General features: G+C 55.1%; 17 protein-coding genes and 2 pseudogenes. 12 read left to right on the top strand and 7 right to left on the bottom strand.

What is annotated here, in order from left to right:
- Positions 1-6 precede the first annotated feature (6 nt).
- Positions 7-1,278, top strand: a complete 1,272-nt coding sequence (gene arcA, locus BMI79_RS01430; RefSeq protein WP_076940055.1) for an arginine deiminase — start codon at positions 7-9, stop codon at positions 1,276-1,278.
- A 121-nt stretch (positions 1,279-1,399) separates the two neighbouring features.
- Here arcA and BMI79_RS01425 read toward each other — a convergent pair whose 3' ends face one another.
- Positions 1,400-2,503, bottom strand: a complete 1,104-nt coding sequence (locus BMI79_RS01425) for a baeRF11 domain-containing protein (protein ID WP_076940054.1) — start codon at positions 2,501-2,503, stop codon at positions 1,400-1,402.
- A 342-nt stretch (positions 2,504-2,845) separates the two neighbouring features.
- Between BMI79_RS01425 and BMI79_RS01420 the strand changes: the two genes are divergently transcribed.
- Positions 2,846-3,133 (top strand): YjcB family protein, encoded by a 288-nt coding sequence (locus tag BMI79_RS01420; RefSeq protein WP_076940053.1) that lies wholly within the window; start codon positions 2,846-2,848, stop codon positions 3,131-3,133.
- 187 nt (positions 3,134-3,320) lie between these two features.
- On the opposite strand, the gene BMI79_RS01415 is transcribed toward BMI79_RS01420, so the two are convergent.
- Together BMI79_RS01415 and BMI79_RS01410 are read right to left on the bottom strand one after the other, a co-directional pair.
- Positions 3,321-3,758 (bottom strand): VOC family protein, encoded by a 438-nt coding sequence (locus BMI79_RS01415; protein WP_076940052.1) that lies wholly within the window; start codon positions 3,756-3,758, stop codon positions 3,321-3,323.
- Positions 3,759-3,776: 18 nt separating this feature from the next.
- Positions 3,777-4,646: a helix-turn-helix domain-containing protein gene (locus tag BMI79_RS01410; protein WP_076940051.1), complete on the bottom strand. Its 870-nt coding sequence runs from the start codon at positions 4,644-4,646 to the stop codon at positions 3,777-3,779.
- Positions 4,647-4,827: 181 nt separating this feature from the next.
- Between BMI79_RS01410 and BMI79_RS01405 the strand changes: the two genes are divergently transcribed.
- The 3 genes and pseudogenes from BMI79_RS01405 to BMI79_RS23235 all read left to right on the top strand — a co-directional run.
- Positions 4,828-5,733, top strand: coding sequence for a DMT family transporter (locus BMI79_RS01405; RefSeq protein ID WP_076940050.1), 906 nt, complete (start codon positions 4,828-4,830; stop codon positions 5,731-5,733).
- A 26-nt stretch (positions 5,734-5,759) separates the two neighbouring features.
- Positions 5,760-5,858 (top strand): annotated as a pseudogene (locus BMI79_RS23240) (aldo/keto reductase); the annotation flags it as partial.
- 57 nt (positions 5,859-5,915) lie between these two features.
- Positions 5,916-6,167 (top strand): annotated as a pseudogene (locus BMI79_RS23235) (aldo/keto reductase); the annotation flags it as partial.
- Positions 6,168-6,229: 62 nt separating this feature from the next.
- Here BMI79_RS23235 and BMI79_RS01395 read toward each other — a convergent pair.
- Together BMI79_RS01395 and BMI79_RS01390 are read right to left on the bottom strand one after the other, a co-directional pair.
- Positions 6,230-6,751, bottom strand: a complete 522-nt coding sequence (locus BMI79_RS01395; protein ID WP_076940049.1) for a chromate transporter — start codon at positions 6,749-6,751, stop codon at positions 6,230-6,232.
- Complete coding sequence (locus BMI79_RS01390; protein WP_076940048.1) at positions 6,751-7,317, bottom strand: chromate transporter; 567 nt, start codon at positions 7,315-7,317, stop codon at positions 6,751-6,753. The genes BMI79_RS01395 and BMI79_RS01390 overlap by 1 nt, the downstream gene beginning before the upstream one ends.
- Positions 7,318-7,526: 209 nt before the next feature.
- On the opposite strand from BMI79_RS01390, the gene BMI79_RS01385 reads away from it, so the two are divergent.
- A complete protein-coding gene (locus tag BMI79_RS01385; RefSeq protein WP_076940047.1) occupies positions 7,527-8,507 on the top strand; it encodes an MBL fold metallo-hydrolase in 981 nt (326 codons plus the stop codon).
- Between the two features lie 165 nt (positions 8,508-8,672).
- On the opposite strand, the gene BMI79_RS01380 is transcribed toward BMI79_RS01385, so the two are convergent.
- Positions 8,673-9,455, bottom strand: a complete 783-nt coding sequence (locus BMI79_RS01380; RefSeq protein WP_076940046.1) for an N-formylglutamate amidohydrolase — start codon at positions 9,453-9,455, stop codon at positions 8,673-8,675.
- A gap of 153 nt (positions 9,456-9,608) precedes the next feature.
- On the opposite strand from BMI79_RS01380, the gene ogt reads away from it, so the two are divergent.
- A complete protein-coding gene (gene ogt / locus BMI79_RS01375) occupies positions 9,609-10,133 on the top strand; it encodes a methylated-DNA--[protein]-cysteine S-methyltransferase (RefSeq protein ID WP_076940045.1) in 525 nt (174 codons plus the stop codon).
- Here the strand turns inward: ogt and BMI79_RS01370 are convergent.
- Positions 10,130-11,077, bottom strand: a complete 948-nt coding sequence (locus tag BMI79_RS01370; RefSeq protein WP_076940376.1) for a sugar-binding transcriptional regulator — start codon at positions 11,075-11,077, stop codon at positions 10,130-10,132. The two genes, ogt and BMI79_RS01370, sit on opposite strands and share 4 nt — an antisense overlap.
- 189 nt (positions 11,078-11,266) lie before the next feature.
- On the opposite strand from BMI79_RS01370, the gene dalD reads away from it, so the two are divergent.
- From dalD to uspE, 5 genes are all read left to right on the top strand, one after another.
- A complete protein-coding gene (dalD, locus tag BMI79_RS01365; RefSeq protein ID WP_076940044.1) occupies positions 11,267-12,652 on the top strand; it encodes a D-arabinitol 4-dehydrogenase in 1,386 nt (461 codons plus the stop codon).
- A 12-nt stretch (positions 12,653-12,664) separates the two neighbouring features.
- Positions 12,665-14,128 (top strand): xylulokinase, encoded by a 1,464-nt coding sequence (xylB, locus tag BMI79_RS01360; protein WP_076940043.1) that lies wholly within the window; start codon positions 12,665-12,667, stop codon positions 14,126-14,128.
- Between the two features lie 57 nt (positions 14,129-14,185).
- A complete protein-coding gene (locus tag BMI79_RS01355; protein ID WP_076940042.1) occupies positions 14,186-15,478 on the top strand; it encodes an MFS transporter in 1,293 nt (430 codons plus the stop codon).
- A gap of 325 nt (positions 15,479-15,803) precedes the next feature.
- A complete protein-coding gene (gene fnr, locus BMI79_RS01350) occupies positions 15,804-16,568 on the top strand; it encodes a fumarate/nitrate reduction transcriptional regulator Fnr (RefSeq protein ID WP_076940041.1) in 765 nt (254 codons plus the stop codon).
- Between the two features lie 126 nt (positions 16,569-16,694).
- Positions 16,695-17,657 carry a universal stress protein UspE gene (gene uspE, locus BMI79_RS01345; protein ID WP_076940040.1) on the top strand — a complete coding sequence of 321 codons (963 nt, stop codon included), beginning with the start codon at positions 16,695-16,697 and terminating at the stop codon, positions 17,655-17,657.
- Positions 17,658-17,688: the final 31 nt, after the last annotated feature.

Raw genomic sequence — 17,688 nt, 5'->3', positions numbered from 1 at the left:
GTCATTATGTCGACTAAAAAAAAGACACAGGCTAAGTTTGGTGTACATTCAGAAGTAGGGAAATTACATAAAGTGATGGTGTGTGCGCCGGGTAAGGCGCACAACCGGCTGACGCCAAGCAATTGTGATGAACTGCTGTTCGATGATGTGCTATGGGTTGAGCGCGCCAAGCGTGACCATTTTGACTTTATGACCAAGATGCGCGAACACGGTGTGGATGTGGTCGAAATGCATAATCTGCTGGCAGAAACGCTGGCGCTGCCTGAAGCCAGAAAGTGGATCCTCGATCAGCAAATCGTGCCCAATGAAGTGTCGCTGGGTATTCTGAATGAAACCCGCAGCTTCCTGGACGGGCTCGCTCCGCGTGCGCTGGCCGAAGTGCTGATTGGTGGCCTTTCTACCACCGAGCTGGCGAAAGAAGGCTATGCCGATCACGAAGAGCTGAAACTGATTCGCGAGGCGGTGGGGATTACCGAATACCTGCTGCCGCCGCTGCCAAACACCTTATATACCCGCGATACCACCTGCTGGATCTACGGCGGTGTTACGTTGAACCCACTGTACTGGCCTGCCCGTCATGAGGAAACCATCCTGACGACGGCCATCTACAAATTCCATCCAGACTTTGCCGGCAACGTTAACGTCTGGTGGGGGGATCCAACGGTGCATCACGGTACCGCAACGCTGGAAGGCGGCGACGTGATGCCGATCGGCAATAAAACGGTGCTGATCGGTATGAGCGAACGTACTTCGCACCAGGCGATCACTCAGTTGGCCGCTGCCCTGTTTGCCAACAAACACTCCGGCGTTGAACGGGTGATGATTGCAGCCATGCCAAAACTGCGTGCTGCAATGCACCTGGATACGGTCTTCACCTTCTGCGATCGCGATGTTGTCACGCTCTATCCGGCGATCGTCAATCAGATCAAGACCTTCTCCTTGCGCCCGGATAGTGGCCCAACCGGTATGAAACTGAGCCGTGATAAAGGCACCTTTGTTGAAGCGATCGCTGGCGCACTGAACCTGAAGAAACTGCGCGTCGTCGAAACCGAAGGTAATGACTACGATACCGAGCGCCAGCAATGGGACAGCGGCAACAACATGGTGGCCCTGTCTCCGGGTGTGGTACTGGCTTACGATCGTAACACCAAAACTAATACCCAACTGCGTAAAGAAGGGGTTGAGGTGATTGAGATTGTGGGCAGTGAATTAGGCCGTGGGCGCGGTGGTGGACACTGTATGACCTGCCCGATTATCCGTGATGCTATCGATTATTGATTGAAATAACTCGGTAGCTCCATGGTGAGCCTAAGCCGGATAGCCTATCTATCCGGCTTTTCTTTTATTTATGGCCAGTCAGTAAAAAGCCCCTTATCGGGGCTTAGACTGGCCATTTGTTTTACAGCGGATAACGTAATATTGCGTGGAGATCGGCACCAGCGGGCAGATCTTCACTGCGCACTGCCAATACCCTTGCCCCAGTGGCCATCGCCCGTTTGGCAATTTCATCAATGATCCCGTAGCTGGCTTCATTACTGTTGCCGCTGAAGGTGATCACACCGTCGTTATCAATGGTTCCGTTCACGCTGCTGTCGATATTGATCAGCAGGAGATCGATGGCTCCAAAGGTAGCGGCGCGAGCGGCATCGGACAGATCCTGCGTCACTCGCCGTTCACCCGCACGAGTTTCAAAGCGCGATTTCAACGCCTTCAGCTGTGCCTGATAGTATTTCTCCATCAGTGGCCGAACCAAGGTCACTAGTTCGGATGCCCCTAAATGCTCGGCATTGCTGAAAAGCGTTTCATCGGTCAGATTCGGTAACGAGTTAGTTGAACGGTAAATAGAAGCCAAGGGCTCGGTACTGGCCAAAATAAGTGGGTAATCATGGCTGGCAAAGAGTGGGCGCAAAGCGTGATCGATCTTACGGGTATATTGTGCCAGCCGCACCTTATGGTGAACTGCACCGTGGTGGTGATCGTTTAACGCAGCATCCCCCATGGCGTCACGCTTATGCGAAGGCATATTCGGCACCGCGACTTCTACCGGGGGCACATCGGCAAAAAACTCAATCAGGCGCGTCTGGTTCTCGGACAACGCCAGAATATAAGCGGAATGAGGGAATGTCAGTGCTCGCAGTAGCGGTTTAAGATAGAAACGTTCGCTCACCTCAAGCTGGTTAGGCAGTTCGTTCGCTAAACGGTAGGTTTTAATACTGTCCGGCGTGGCCAGAATGGCCAGGCTGCGCGCATGAAGATCCCAAAAGCCCTCATCCTCCAGTACTGAATAAAGTTCTTCTTCCAACAGGGCCAAACGGCGTTTATCCAACCCCTTTTCCGCCACCTGATCTAAGGCCTCTTTAATAAGGTTACCCAGTTGAATTTTACTGGCATCCAATTTCTGGCGCAGCGGGGAGGTTTCAAGGTAGATGGAAATACAGGCATCAGAGCGGACATCGGCTAAACGGGAGAACTCTTCACGGCTTGGAATATCAACATATAGCATGTACCACCTCGCAAACAGACAGTTTAATTGGGCTTTGTCGAATTTTCAGTATAGCTCTCCATCGGCGAATGACGGGGTATATTCCAGATAATTAACGGGATTAGAGGCATAGGCACAACTTGCGCTGGCACTCATCAACCGCGATTCAATCAGGCATGAAAATGTTTTTTTGTGCAGTAGTAGATTGCAGTTTGTAAGAAAGTAAAAACAAATGCCTTTAACCGTTCGATCGTTGAGCAATCGATTATCTTGGCGCTATAATGTGACGTATATCACATTGTGTGAGCGTGTTATCCCTTCCCCCAATGAAATTGCAGCAACTTCCGTAGAGGATCACATTAGATGAGTACCATAGCCACTGGCTTAATCATGATGCGTTGGGAACTGCTGAGCGCAGTCATGATGTTTATCGCCAGTCAGTTAAACGTTGTTTGCCGCAAAGCCAGCCGCAACGGTATGGCGTTGATGTTCAGCAGTCTTGGCGTGTTCACCGCCTGCTGGTTTGTTATGGGGCTGATGGGCATTTCTTTCAGCTTGGCCGGTATTCTCCATTTTCTTTCAGCCGCCAAAGAAACCTTTATCGATATCATGAGTAAAACCCCGGCCAACTATAACTATCCACTGCACTAGCGCTTTGCGGGTAACTTACCCTGGGCTGGTTATCACCCTGATTATCAGTACCTTGATGATCCACTGGCGGCGCTGATTTCTGCACCACGCCTTGGGCGCTTTGGTACGGTGCGCATTCTGCTGGCCTCTTTGGGCTTCACAACTGCCTGATGCTGCTACACCACGTCAAACGGGTTGCAAGCCCTGCTTAGTCACGCAGCCAGGGCGTTACCGTCACGCCGACCAATATCCCTTCGGGGCTGAGCAAGCGCGTGACGCTCTGGCCCCACGGCTCCAGCCGGTTGGCAACCAATAGCCGATAGCCTTTGGCAACCAGCGTTGCCGTTGCTTCGGCAATATCCGCAACATCGAACTCCAACCAGGCCTGCGGCACCGGCAGATCCTGCGGCCACCGATCGCTGCCGAAACAGGATTGTGCCGCTTGGGCCAACGGCCATAAAGCGAAGTGTTTTACGCCAGATAAAACATCATGTTCAGTCAGCAGATACTCTTCATTGCCCTCCATCGGCATTAACGGTAAACCCAGCGCTTCCTGATAGAAGGCTTTACTTTCACCCGTGTTGTTTGTGATGGGGCCAAAACCCGCCACGAACAGGACATCAATACCACAATAAGTGTGTTTCATACCGTCTCTACTCAAAATTCAACGCTCCTGCTGGCGCAGTTGCATCGGGGCACAGCCATAAGCAGCTTTGAATCGATTGCTGAAATGGCTGGATGAACTGAAGCCGCACTCCAGCGCGATTTGCGTCAATGGCATCGGCGTATGGCGCAGCAGTTTCTCTGCCTGCTGCAAACGTCTGCACATCACATACTGATGCGGGGCCAGCCCGGTGCTGTGCTTGAACATGCGGGCAAAATGGAATTCGCTCAGCCCTGCCTGGGCGGCCAAATCTGCCAGCAGCAGCGGCTGTTCCAGATGACTTTCCACATATTCGCGCACGCGTTTCAGCACCATTGGGGCCAACCCGCCGCGCACCGCGGGCAAACGCCACTGCAGTTGGGTGTAATGCTGGAGCAGATGGGACATCAACAGCGTGGAAACGCTGCTCAAAGCCAGCTGATTAGCGCTGTCCTGCCAATCGCAATTCAGCAGGAATTGGCGATAAAGCAGCGTAATCTGCGCATCCTCCCCAAACGTCCGCTGTTCAACATGAATAGACGCTGGGCTGCGATCCCAGGTTTGCTCCAGCAGATGGCGCAAATGCTGATCGGTGCAATACAGGTGAACAAAAGACAGATCGCTGCGGATATCCCAGGTGGACTCATACTGGCGCGGCATGATGCAGAAACGATCCGGCCCGCCGCCGTTTCTCCAGCCTCCGGGCACTTTCTGATAGCATTCATAGCCATCGGCCACATACAGGCTAAGGGTATGGTGATCGGCGCTTTCCTGCGTAATACGATCGTTACGGTTGGACCAGGCCGCCAACTGCACGCCAGACCCGAGTTGCACGCTATTGTGCAACTGCGCCTTGTGCTGCTGTAGGGTTTCAAATGCCTGATAAGCCATGATCGCTCCGTTCTGATAAGAAAACGGTTTCAGTTTAAAGAGTGCCCCTGTTCCTGCCAACCATCGCTCCAAGCATTTGCGAAAAAAAGCGCAAGAATATGCAACCGTGCGCAAAGGGCTGAAAGCGGCAAAGCCGTAAACGTTGAATACTGCGGCTCAGGACAATTAACCGGAGTTAACGATGAATACGCTGCTGTATCTTGCCGTGGTGCTGATTTGGGGCACCACCTGGATTGCGATTACGATGCAACAGGACGGTTCGGTGGCCATTACGGTCTCGATCGCCTACCGCTTCCTGCTTTCCGCCGCGGTGATGTTGCTGGTGTTACTGGCGCTGCGCCGCCTGCGTGCCATCAGCCCACGCGACCACCTGTTTTGCCTGCTGCAAGGCTGCTGTGTATTTGGTTTTAACTTCTACTGTTTTTACCATGCGGCGGCTTATATCAGCAGCGGGTTGGAGTCGGTAATCTTTTCCATGGCCGTGCTGTTTAACGCCGTTAACAGCATGATCTTTTTCCGCCAACGCCCCAGCCCAAACCTGCTGCCTGCGGCGCTGTTGGGGTTGATCGGTATTGTAGCGCTGTTCTGGCAGGATCTGGTGGCCACCCAGATGGCGGCAGGGCTGCTCAAAGGCATCGGCCTGTGTGCACTCGGCACCTATGGTTTTTCGTTGGGCAACATGCTCAGCGCCCGGCATCAGCGCCATGGGCTGGACATCCTTTCAACCAACACTTACGCCATGAGTTATGGTGCGCTGCTGATGGTGGGCATCGCGCTGGCGCAGGGAGCCTCATTTCAGATCGAGTTCACCGCCCGCTACCTGGGTTCGCTGTTCTATCTGGCGATCTTTGGCTCAGTGATCGCCTTTGCGGCCTATTTTAGCCTGCTTGGCCGCATCGGGGCTGGCGCGGCCGCCTACAGCACCCTACTGTTCCCGCTGGTTGCGCTGACCATTTCAACAATCTACGAAGGTTACCAATGGCATCTGAACGCGGTTGTCGGCCTATGCCTGATCCTGCTGGGCAATCTGGTTATGTTCTCTAAACCGGGCCAGTTCACCCCGCGCTGGCGCCGCCGCACGGCATAGCGCAAACAGTGCCGCCAGAAGCCTGAGCACCTTTTGCTGAAGGCCGCAATGGGCTGTTTCAGCATCCACTGTTGTCCGCCATTGGCGAGAAATACGGCAAGAGTGTCGGCCAGGTGGTTCTGCGCTAGATCTATCAGCGTGGCATCGTTTCGCTGGCGAAGTCCGTGCGTAAAGAGCGCATGGTTGCGGGGAAAGCACTGAAACCGGTACGCGATCGGGTCGTGATTGCCACCAAGTTTGGCTTTACCTTCGGTACAAACAATAAACAACAGATCTTGAACAGCCGCCCTGAACATATCCGCCAGGTGGCTGAGGGTTCCCTGCGCCGTTTGAAAACCGAGGTCATCGATTTGCTCTACCAACACCGCGTTGATCCGGAAGTGCCGATAGAAGACGTTGCCGGAACGATAAAAGTGCTGATTGCGGTAGGTAAAGGCACGCGCAGGTCGATAAACCTTGCTGTATTGCTCTGCCAATGATCACCGGAAGAAGCATGTCATCCAGCCACCAATAGCCCCAATAGCGCCCCGCCCGCCAGGATCCACAATGGGTGGAGGCGTTTGTGCATCCCTAATAGGGTGGCCAGCAAGGTCAGCAGCGCGAGCCGCCAGTTGGTGACCGAAGCTTCGGTGATCAAGATACCGCTGGCGACAACCAGTCCAACCGTTACCGGCACCAGCCCCGCCTGTACTTTCTGCCGCCATGGCCGGTCCTTGAAGCGCTTCCAAGCCTTCATCACCAGCACCGTCAACAGGGAAGAGGGAGCAAAATTAGCGACGGCGGACACCAGCAGCCCACCCCAGCCCGCCACGTGCCAGCCAATCAGCGGTACGATCATCATATTCGGCCCTGGTGCGGCCTGTGCCATGGCGAATAGCGCACTGAATTCCTGCGCCGTCATCCAATGATGCACATCCACCACCTGCCGCTGCATCTCCGGCAAAATGGTAAAGCCGCCGCCCAATGCCATCAGGGAAAGCTGGCCAAAAATGATCGCTAATGAGATGAATATCGCCATTATAAAGACTTCCTCCACGCCAACAGGATACTCAGCGCGGCCAGCGCCAACATGGTGGGCAAGAGCGGTAAATGCAGCCAGGCGATCGCTCCCAGGCAGATAGCAACCACCGCGAGCGCCAGCCATTTCCTCCACAGCGGTAACAGCATTTTTATGCCGGTAGAAAGCAGCAATCCCGCCGCCGCTGCGGCCAACCCGGCAAAAACCTGCTGCACATGGGGCTCGTTCTGGAAACGGGTATACATCACACCCAGGCCGATGACGATCGCAGTGGGAGCGCAGATCAGGCCCAGCAAAGCACAAAGAGCACCACGCAGCCCGCGAAACTCCATGCCTACCGCCACGGAAAGGTTGATTACGTTGCCGCCAGGAAGAAACTGACACAAGCCTAATAACTCGGTGAACTGTGCTCCGGTCAGCCAACGTTTCTTCTCAACCAGCATGCTGCGCGCCAATGGCAAAACCCCGCCAAAGCCGGTCAGGCCGAGCAGCAAAAATCCGAGAAACAGTTGGATATTATCGGGAGGGGCACTGACTTCAGTGTGGGTGGCGCTAGAGTCTGTCATGAGGTTTCCATCTCTCTGTGTTGATTATGCGCATAATGCACGCTGCCATGCCGTAATGTCTAATGCATTAAAGGCGTCGCCGATAGCTGCCTCTTTCCCATTGATATCACTGGTGGGTGAGCGCATTTGTTGATATAAAATTTACACTTGCCGCAATGTATTATCACCGACAGTCACTTCCTCTCTCCATCCACTTAAAAGGGATCTTTATGAAGCATTCTGTTCGCCGCACGTTGTTAGCCATCGCCCTGGCCTGTGCCAGCGTTGGGCCGCAGATCAGCGCTGCCAGTGCGCCAGCACAGCAGCAAACCCAGGTTCCGGGTTACTATCGCATGATGCTGGGTAACATGGAGGTCACGGCGCTGTACGATGGCTACACCAACCTGCAAACCAAGTTATTCCACAACATCAGCGAACCCGATATGCAAAAGCTGCTGGCACGCATGTTTGTCGACAGCACTTCGGGAATTCAAACGGCGGTTAACGCTTTCCTGGTGAATACCGGGACTCATCTGGTCCTGGTCGATGCCGGGACCGCACAGTGTTTCGGCCCGACGCTGGGGGCAATTCAGAGCAATTTGCGCGCCGCCGGTTATCAGCCTGAGCAGGTCGATACCGTATTGCTGACCCACCTGCACCCGGATCACGCCTGCGGCATCAACGATCAGGGCAAAGCGGCCTTCCCTAACGCCACCCTGTATGTCGCCAAAGCGGAAGCGGACTACTGGCTGAGCAAGGAGATCGCACAGAAGGCACCGCAAGCGGCCCAACCAATGTTCAAGCTGTCGCAAGAGGCCGTTGCCCCTTATGAAGCTCAAGGGCGGCTGAAGCGCTATGCACCTGGCGATAGCCTGATCCCTGGAGTCGAAGTGGTATCAACGCCAGGCCATACGCCAGGACACAGCGCTTATCTGTTCAGCTCGGCAGGGCAAAACCTGTTGCTGTGGGGCGATATTGTGCATAGCCATTCACTACAGTTTGCCCAACCGAAAGTCTCGCTGGAGTTCGATACCGACAGCGAACAAGCCATTGCCACACGCCTGAAGGTTTTTGCTGACGCCGCCAAAAAACAGCTGTGGATCGGTGGTGCACACTTGCCATTCCCAGGGCTGGGGCATGTGCGTGCCGAAAAATCGGGTTATGCCTGGGTCCCCATTGAATATGCACCGGTAGCCAGTAAAAAATCCTGATAACACGTTTGCCAGCACCTGCATTTTGCGGGCGCTGGCTGTTAAACCTCCGCAGAGAAAACCACCCTGTCATCTGTTGCTACACTGCGCGCGCCGCCGATCGATGTCATCACCATTCAGTCGCAGGTGGTCTACGGCAGCGTCGGGTAACGCTTTGTTGCATGATCAAATCTCCCAACGCTGCCACACCTGAGGGAGCAGCCGGGCAAAGCGGGCCGCCCAGGCTTGTTGCCCTGGCGCATCGGCGATTAAATCCTGGCGGATTTCAATACCCACATACGGCAATGCCCTGCGTTCGGCATGTACCGGCAGCGTATAATCCGTGGCATCGGTCATGGCATAAGGCTGGTTAATGCCCACCTGCAGACCCCCTTCCTCACGCAGTAACTCCGCTAACAGTAAGGCAAATTTGGGCTGGCGGTTAAATAGCAACCCCACCTGCCACGGGCGCGCCTCGCCTTTGAAAACCGGGGTAAAACTGTGCATGGCAATCAACGCACAGGGCCGATCTTGCGCCAGGCGGTTGTTCAAGGTGTGAGCGATTGCCTGATGGTAAGGCTGGAAAATTTCCTGCTCGCGCGCCCCCATTTCAGCCGCCGTGATACCGTGGTTACCAGGAATGGCGGTCAGCTCAGAGATCAGCGGAATGGAAGTTACAACCCCCGGCGTGCGGTTGCAGTCGATCACCAACCGTGAGTAATGCTGATGAATCAGCGTGGCATCCAGATGCTGGCCCAGGTGCTGTGAAACATTAAGCGCACCAATATCCCAACCAATGTGACGATCGATCTCACCGCTGGCCAAGCCGAGATCGCCCAAACGCTGTGGGATCGCCTGCCCGGCGTGATCGCACAATAACAAAAATGGAGATATGCCCTGCGGCCGCTCAACGGTCACCGCCGCAGGCTCATGCGCCGCCAGTAAACTGGGGGGATAAGGGTGAAACATCGTGCGCTCCAACGGAATAAAAACCTCATCCTAGCGATCCTAATGCCCAGTAGCAATTCAGACTTCGGTAATCGATCCTGGTGTCCGAAATCCGCCATCGCTTTGCGTTTTTTCGTGTAATAATCTGCACCTCAAACGTGAGGAGTGAACCACATGCAGACTTTTTTTATTGACCGTATGCCGACGCCGGTCGGTGAACTGGTGTTGATCGGCGATGAGCAAGGCCGCATGCGCGCCCTGGACTGGACCGATCATGAAGCTCGCCTGATGAAGTTGCTGGATACCCACTATCGCGCCGATCGCTTCACGTTGCAGGAACAAGCGAACCCTGGCGGCCTGACCGAACTGATGCAGCGCTATTTTGCCGGTGAGTTGGCGGTGATTGACCGTATCCCGGTGATGACCGCCGGAACCGAGTTCCAGCGCACCGTGTGGCAGCAACTGCGCCAGATCCCCTGTGGCGAGATTATTACCTATGGCGAATTGGCAAAACGCATTGGCCGCCCGACCGCATCACGCGCGGTGGGCATGGCCAATGGCTCTAACCCGATCAGCATTGTGGTGCCCTGCCACCGGGTGATTGGCGCACATGGCGCGCTCACCGGCTACGCCGGCGGCGTGCAACGCAAACAGTGGCTGCTCAAGCATGAAGGTTATCTGCCAAAGGATCTGATCTAATCGGCTAATAGGGCCTGCGCGCATTCTTCATCGGTAACCAGGCCGTTGATCCAGCGGCCCAGCAAGGCCGCGCGGATGGCGCGATGTTTTTCCGCACCACCGGCCAGGGCGATCACCGGTTTTTCTGGCTGCTGCCGCAGGTTGACGCTGGTCAAGCGCTGATCCAGCTCGCTGGCCACGCGCCGCCCTGCGCTGTCGATAAAATGCCCCAGCATTTCGGCCACCGCGTTCGCGGCGGATAAACGTTCTACCTCCTCCGCCGAGATAAACCCATCTTTGTGCAACGGGCACTGATACTCAATGGTGCCGATACCGATAAAGGTAACGTCGGCCTGGCTGGCCTTCTCATTCACTGTGCGGTAAATGCGGTGGTTACACCATAAGGTACGATCCTGTTCGCTGTCGGCAAACAGCGGCGCAGGCAGAATAAAGTAACGTCCCTGGGTTTTTTCCGCCATCCACAGCGGAACGTCGTAGCGTGTACAGGAGCCATCGGCAGCAATCGCCCCGATCAGTGATACACAACTGTGCTGTGGCCGTTCAAAATCGGGCAGTTCATCAATCGCCGCCTTCAGGCTGCGGCCAGAACCGACGCCAATGATCAGCGGTTGTTCATCACGGATAAACTGCGCCATCACTTCGGCACCGGCTACCGCCACCGCCCGGTTCAACCCTGCGCTTTCCATACCTTGGCTCGGCACCACCTGGCACAGACTCAGCCCATAGCGTTCACTCAGGCGGGCAGAGAGTTCCATACAGCGGCCTACCGGATGCGAGATATTCACGCTGATCAGGCCGCTGTCGATCGCCAGCGCCACCAAGCGTTGCGCCACCTGGCGCGATACGCCGAGCGCCTCGGCAATCTCATGTTGGGTCTGCCCAGCCACGTAATACATCCAGGCGGCACGCGCGGCCTGGTCTAGTTTCTTATCGTGTCGATTCATTTCGCCATTCTGCCTTCTCACGCTGATGCGCCATTTTACCGGCATTCCCCCTTCCCTATGCCATCGATTTGCACTTTTGTGAGCTAAAGCCCATTTAAAGGGCAAAAGTTTAATTAGTCTATCGCCAATGACGGAGCAAATGCCCAATGAAAGGGCTAATGCTCAAAAACACCTTTAACGGAGAACATCATGAGCACATCCTTGAACGCTTCCCGCGCCGTTTGGCTGCACATCGGTGCAGGCTCTTTTCACCGCGCTCATCAGGCATGGTATCTGCACCGCCTGATTGCCAAGGGGGATACACGCTGGTCGGTTGCCCTAGCCAATATCCGCGACGACGCCACGCCACTGCTTGATGCACTGGCGGAGCAAAACGGCCAATACGTGCTGGAAACCGTGACTCCGCAAGGAGAACGCCAGTACGAAACCATCACCTCCATTCGTAAAGTGATCCCCTGGGATAACGAGCTGGCGGCGTTGATGGCCGAAGGGGCACGCCCAGAAACCCGCGTGATCTCTTTCACCGTGACCGAAGGGGGTTACTATCTGGATAACCAGTTCAATCTGGATCAAGGCAATGGCGATATTCAGGCGGATCTGCTGGGCGGCTGCCGCACCATTTATGGCACCATCGCCCAACTGCTGGAGTACAGAAAGCAGCTTAACGGTGACCCTGTCACGTTATTGAACTGCGATAACCTGCGGCATAACGGCGAACGTTTCCGCCATGGTCTGATGCAGTTCTTGCAACTGCGCCAGGAAAAGGCGCTGATCGGTTGGATCGAAAGCCATACCCGTTGCCCGAATACCATGGTTGACCGCATTACGCCACGCCCTTCGCCTGATGTGGCGCAACGCGTGGCGCAGGCCACCGGCTTCCAGGATCGCGCACCCGTGATGGGCGAAGCCTTTATCCAATGGGTGATCGAAGATGATTTCATTGCCGGGCGCCCGGCACTGGAAGAAGTGGGCGTCGAACTGGTTGAATCGGTCTTGCAGTATGAAGAGGCCAAAATCCGTATCCTCAATGCCAGTCACAGCTGCATTGCCTGGGCGGGAACGCTGATCGGCCAAAGCTTTATCCACGAAAGCACCGGAACACCTGCGATCTGCCAGTTGGCTTACGACTATGTAACGCAGGATGTGATCCCATCGCTAACACCAAGCCCGCTTGACTTGGTGGCGTACCGTGACGTGGTGTTGGAGCGCTTCAGTAATCCTCACATTCGCGATACCAACCAGCGCGTGGCCGCTGACGGTTTCTCCAAAATCCCCGGTTTTATCACCCCCACGTTGCAAGAGTGCTATCAACGCGGCCAGGTGCCAGCAGCCACCGCCATGCTGCCCGCGCTGTTTTTTGTCTTTATGCAGCGCTGGCACCAACACAATCTGCCTTATGACTATCAGGACGGCATTCTGGACGCCGCCGCCGTGCACCAGATGTTCAACAGTGCCGATCCGGTGGCCGTGTTTGCCGCCGATGAAAAACTGTTCAGCACTCTGGCCCACAGTGCACCGTTTGCCCAGTTGCTGCGCCAGTCGATCGACAAGGTTAACCATTGGCTGACGCAATAACGGGAGCGGATCATGTATTTAGGACTCGATTTAGGCACTTCAGAAATCAAAGCCGTGGTGATCGATGACAGCGGCAGCCTTGTCGCCAGCGCCGGAGAGGCGCTGGACGTACAGCGCCCGCATCCACACTGGGCAGAGCAGGATCCCGCCGACTGGTGGCGGGCTACGCAAACAGTGGTTGCCCGCCTGCGCAGCAAAATACCGCAACAGTGGCCGCTGATACGCTCGCTGGGCCTGTCCGGCCAGATGCACGGCGCGGTGCTGCTCAACCGTGATAATCAGGTATTGCGCCCAGCCATTTTGTGGAACGACACCCGCAGCGCAGAGCAGTGCCAACAGCTGACGCAAAGTGCGCAGGAACTGCACCAGATTGCCGGTAATCTCGCCATGCCTGGCTTTACCGCCCCCAAGTTACTTTGGGTGGCGCGCCATGAGCCGGAGATCTTCGCGCAGACCGCGACCGTGCTGCTGCCGAAAGATTTCCTACGCTGGATGATGAGCGGTGACAAGGTGTCTGATATGTCGGACGCGGCCGGAACGCTGTGGCTTGATGTGGCTAAGCGGGACTGGTCGGATAGCCTGCTCGCCACCTGCGGCCTGACGCGCGATCATATGCCGTGTTTGGTTGAAGGCAGCGAAGCCTCCGGCCAGTTGAAGGGAGATATCGCCCGCGCCTGGGGATTAAGTGACAATGTCACCATTGCCGGTGGCGGCGGCGATAACGCAGCCAGCGCGGTGGGCATCGGTGCGGTCAACCCTGGCGATGCGTTTATCTCTTTAGGCACCTCCGGCGTGCTGTTTGCGGTGAACGATCGTTTCCGCCCAAACCCGCAATCGGCGGTTCATGCCTTCTGCCACGCCCTGCCCGATCGCTGGCATCAGATGAGCGTGATGCTCACCGCCGCCAGCGCCTTGCGCTGGTTCTGCCAACTGGTGGGCAGCAATGAAACCACGCTGCTGGCCGAGATCGCTCAGATGAATCAGGCCGAACAGCGGCTCGCCCCGGTCTTCCTGCCGTATCTTTCCGGCGAACGTACCCCGCATAACGATCCCTTGGCCCAGGGCGCTTTTCATGGCTTAACCCATGCCCATCAGCGGGCAGCGATGGGATACGCGGTCTTGGAAGGTGTCGCGTTTGGCATGGCCGATGGGCTGGAAGTGCTTTTACAGGCGGGAACACGGCTGGAGCAGTGTTCTTTGATCGGCGGTGGCGCCCGTAGTGAGCATTGGGCGCAGTTGATGGCCGATGTGCTCGATCTGCCGGTGGTTACCCATAAGGACGGCACGGCCGGTGGCGCGTTGGGGGCGGCACGTTTGGGCTGGCTGGCCGCGGGCGGCACCGTGGCGCAGGTTTGTCACAAGCCGGCCATCGAGCGCAGCTTCCAGCCCAACGCTGAACGCCAGCCGATGCTGAGTGAACGACTGGCCGTTTACCGGCAACTGTATCAACAACAGTTGGCACTGCGCCGGGCATAAACCGGAGCAGTGAATAATAAAAAAACCTGTTCCCTTACACCTACGTTGGAGTTTGCTATGCAACAAACGCACAAGCACTGGTTCGGGCTGCCGATGAACCTGTTCTGGGGCTACATCGCCATTGCCGTTTTCATGAGCGGTGATGGTTTTGAGATGGCCTTTCTGTCAAAACATATAACCGATATGGGGTTCTCACCGGCGCAGTCAGCGCTAGTGTTCACCGTCTATGGCCTGGCCGCCGCGCTGGCTGCCTGGAGTTCTGGCGTGGTGGCGGAAATCATCACTCCGCAAAAAGCGATGCGTATCGGTTTTATCCTGTGGGTAGTGATGCATGCGCTGTTTATGCTGTTCGGCCTAGGGATGAAAAATTACCCGCTGATGCTGTTGTTCTACGGCATTCGTGGCCTGGCTTATCCGTTATTCATCTATTCCTTTGTTATGCTGGTGGTGCAGAATGTGCCAAAACAGCAGCTCTCTTCGGCTATGGGCTGGTTCTGGGCGATGTATTCCATCGGTATTGGTTGTGTAGGCAGCTATCTGCCCAGCTTCACCATTCCGCTGATCGGTGAAACCGGCACACTGTGGTTTGCCATTGTCTGGGTGGCAGCCGGTGGGCTGATGGCGTTAGCTCTGCTGCACAACGTTGGCCAAGCCAGCAGCAAGGCAGATTTGACACCAAAAGAGAAACTGAAGGAACTTTCCCGCGCGGTGACCATTCTGTTCACTAACCGCAATATTTTCCTCGCCTGCCTGATCCGCATCATTAATACGCTGTCGCTGTTTGGCTTTGCGGTGATCATGCCGATGCTGTTTGTCGGTCGTTTGGGTTTCACTATGTCTGAATGGCTACAGATCTGGGCGGTGTTCTTCTTCGTCACCATTTTTACCAACATCATGTGGGGCATTCTGGGGGAAAAAATCGGCTGGATGCGGCAAGTGCGCTGGTTTGGCTGCATTGGTTGCGCTATTTCCAGCCTGGCGTTCTACTACCTGCCGGTCTACTTCGGCCACAACTTCTGGGCGGCGCTGATCCCAGCGGTGATGCTGGGGATCACCGTGGCGGCTTTTGTGCCGATGACGGCGGTGTTCCCGGTATTGGAACCGAACCACAAAGGTGCGGCCATTTCTATCTATAACCTGTCCGCCGGGCTGAGTAACTTTGCGGCCCCGGCTATTGCCTCAGTGACCTTGCCCTTCTTCGATATCGTTGGCGTAGTTTGGGTATATACCGGGCTGTATCTGGTGGCAGCAGGGCTGACGCTGGTGGTTAAAGTCGAACAGCCGGGCCACAACGCTGTAGCACCTTATCGCTTAAACAACGAAGTGTTGGCCAAAAATAGCGCCCAATAACTGAAAAGCCAGCCTGATGCGTCAGGCTGGTTTGCATTAGCAACGCCAGACGATCGCCCTCCGCAAAGCCTAATTCTAGCCCATAATAGTCATGTCTATATCCCGTAGGTAAAAGTTAGATTAGTTCCTTATTTATCAATCAATAGTGGAAATTGACTAACGGGGGCTCGATAAACCAAGTAACTTCAGTGATCTATAGAATAATCGGCGGAACGTCCGTTTAAAATTCGCACACAATATCCTTATTCTTGTTATTGCTGCTCTTATCACCTGCCGCAAAAGATGTTAAAATTGACTCATATCAATTATTGCATGAGCGTAATCTATGATCCCGGAAAAACGCGTGATTCGTCGTATCCAGTCTGGTGGTTGTGCGATCCATTGCCAAGACTGCAGCATCAGCCAACTGTGTATCCCTTTTACCCTCAATACGCACGAGTTAGATCAACTCGACAATATTATCGAAAGGAAAAAGCCGATCCAGAAAGGCCAGACGCTGTTCAAAGCCGGGGACGAACTGAAGTCCCTGTACGCAATCCGTTCTGGGACCATCAAGAGTTACACCATCACCGAACAGGGTGATGAGCAGATTACCGGCTTCCATCTGGCGGGCGATCTGGTCGGGTTTGACGCCATTGGCGGCATGAAACACCCGAGCTTTGCACAAGCGCTGGAAACCTCGATGGTGTGTGAAATCCCGTTCGAAACGCTGGACGATCTTTCAGGTAAAATGCCTAATCTGCGCCAGCAGATCATGCGTTTGATGAGCGGTGAAATCAAAGGCGATCAGGACATGATCCTGCTGCTGTCGAAGAAGAATGCGGAAGAACGCCTGGCTGCCTTTGTTTACAACCTGTCACGCCGCTTTGCCGAGCGCGGTTTCTCACCACGTGAATTCCGTCTGACCATGACGCGTGGCGATATCGGTAACTATCTTGGCCTGACGGTTGAAACCATCAGCCGCCTGCTGGGGCGCTTCCAGAAAAGCGCTATCCTCAGCGTGAAAGGCAAATACATCACCATCGAAAACGTCGATGCGCTGTCACAACTGGCCGGTACGCCACAGATTAGTGTTTCCGTCAGTGCCTGATCACCTCGCGGGCCAATAATTTCAATTAATTATTGGCCCATCGCGTCTCTCCTCTGTCCTGTTTTTCAATGTTGAGTTACTCTTGTAATTGGACAGGCTGTTGTTCTACAGCTGTAAGGAGGCCCTATGGCGAAGTATCAGAATATTCTGGTGGCTATTGACCCCAATCAGGACGATCAACCGGCGCTTCGCCGGGCGGTGTACCTGGTAAAACGGAACGGCGGGCGCATCAAAGCCTTCCTTCCTATCTATGACTTCTCTTACGAAATGACCACCCTGCTTTCACCGGATGAACGCACCGCCATGCGGCAGGGGGTGATCAGCCAACGCGCAGCGTGGATTAAAGAGCAATGCCGTTTTTACCTTGAAGATGGCGTCCCGATTGAAATTAAAGTGGTCTGGCACAATCGCCCTTACGAGGCCATTATTCAGGAAGTGCTGAGCGGCAATCACGATTTGCTGCTAAAAATGGCTCATCAGCACGATCGACTGGAATCACTGATTTTTACCCCCACCGATTGGCATCTGCTGCGAAAATGCCCTTGCCCGGTCTGGATGGTGAAAGACCAGCCTTGGCCAGAAGGCGGCAAAGCCTTGGTCGCCGTCAACCTCTCCAGCGAAGAACCCTATCACGATCCGCTGAACGTCCGCTTGGTGCAGCAAACCCTCGAACTGGCGCAAAACGTCAACCAGACTGAAGTCCACCTGGTAGGAGCCTATCCGGTTACCCCCATCAATATCGCCATCGAACTGCCGGATTTCGACCCGAGCGTGTATAACGATGCGATCCGCGGGCAGCATCTGATCGCCATGAAAGCACTAAGGCAGAAATTCCATATCAACGAAGAGTTCACCCACGTCGAAAAAGGCCTGCCGGAAGAAGTGATCCCGAATTTAGCCGAGCATCTGCAAGCCGGGGTGGTGGTCTTGGGTACGCTCGGCCGAACCGGGATTTCTGCCGCGTTTATCGGCAATACCGCAGAACATGTGATCGACCAACTGAAGTGCGATCTGCTGGTACTGAAGCCTGATGACTTCAACTGCCCGATCGAGGTGGATGAAGATGATGAACATGACGACGAAGATTGAAACTGCAGGGCGTTGAGAGAAAAACAGGGCC

This window comes from Serratia oryzae (genome assembly GCF_001976145.1).
Classification (GTDB): Bacteria; Pseudomonadota; Gammaproteobacteria; order Enterobacterales; family Enterobacteriaceae; genus Chania; species Chania oryzae.
This window is presented reverse-complemented; position numbering and strand designations above follow the sequence as displayed.

Bases quoted from the DNA above. Each gene is read 5' to 3' on its own strand.
- arcA (WP_076940055.1), top strand. From the start codon at position 7: ATGTCGACTAAAAAAAAGACACAGGCTAAGTTTGGTGTACATTCAGAA.
- BMI79_RS01425 (WP_076940054.1), bottom strand. From the start codon at position 2,503: ATGCTATATGTTGATATTCCAAGCCGTGAAGAGTTCTCCCGTTTAGCC.
- BMI79_RS01420 (WP_076940053.1), top strand. From the start codon at position 2,846: ATGAGTACCATAGCCACTGGCTTAATCATGATGCGTTGGGAACTGCTG.
- BMI79_RS01415 (WP_076940052.1), bottom strand. From the start codon at position 3,758: ATGAAACACACTTATTGTGGTATTGATGTCCTGTTCGTGGCGGGTTTT.
- BMI79_RS01410 (WP_076940051.1), bottom strand. From the start codon at position 4,646: ATGGCTTATCAGGCATTTGAAACCCTACAGCAGCACAAGGCGCAGTTG.
- BMI79_RS01405 (WP_076940050.1), top strand. From the start codon at position 4,828: ATGAATACGCTGCTGTATCTTGCCGTGGTGCTGATTTGGGGCACCACC.
- BMI79_RS01395 (WP_076940049.1), bottom strand. From the start codon at position 6,751: ATGGCGATATTCATCTCATTAGCGATCATTTTTGGCCAGCTTTCCCTG.
- BMI79_RS01390 (WP_076940048.1), bottom strand. From the start codon at position 7,317: ATGACAGACTCTAGCGCCACCCACACTGAAGTCAGTGCCCCTCCCGAT.
- BMI79_RS01385 (WP_076940047.1), top strand. From the start codon at position 7,527: ATGAAGCATTCTGTTCGCCGCACGTTGTTAGCCATCGCCCTGGCCTGT.
- BMI79_RS01380 (WP_076940046.1), bottom strand. From the start codon at position 9,455: ATGTTTCACCCTTATCCCCCCAGTTTACTGGCGGCGCATGAGCCTGCG.
- ogt (WP_076940045.1), top strand. From the start codon at position 9,609: ATGCAGACTTTTTTTATTGACCGTATGCCGACGCCGGTCGGTGAACTG.
- BMI79_RS01370 (WP_076940376.1), bottom strand. From the start codon at position 11,077: ATGAATCGACACGATAAGAAACTAGACCAGGCCGCGCGTGCCGCCTGG.
- dalD (WP_076940044.1), top strand. From the start codon at position 11,267: ATGAGCACATCCTTGAACGCTTCCCGCGCCGTTTGGCTGCACATCGGT.
- xylB (WP_076940043.1), top strand. From the start codon at position 12,665: ATGTATTTAGGACTCGATTTAGGCACTTCAGAAATCAAAGCCGTGGTG.
- BMI79_RS01355 (WP_076940042.1), top strand. From the start codon at position 14,186: ATGCAACAAACGCACAAGCACTGGTTCGGGCTGCCGATGAACCTGTTC.
- fnr (WP_076940041.1), top strand. From the start codon at position 15,804: ATGATCCCGGAAAAACGCGTGATTCGTCGTATCCAGTCTGGTGGTTGT.
- uspE (WP_076940040.1), top strand. From the start codon at position 16,695: ATGGCGAAGTATCAGAATATTCTGGTGGCTATTGACCCCAATCAGGAC.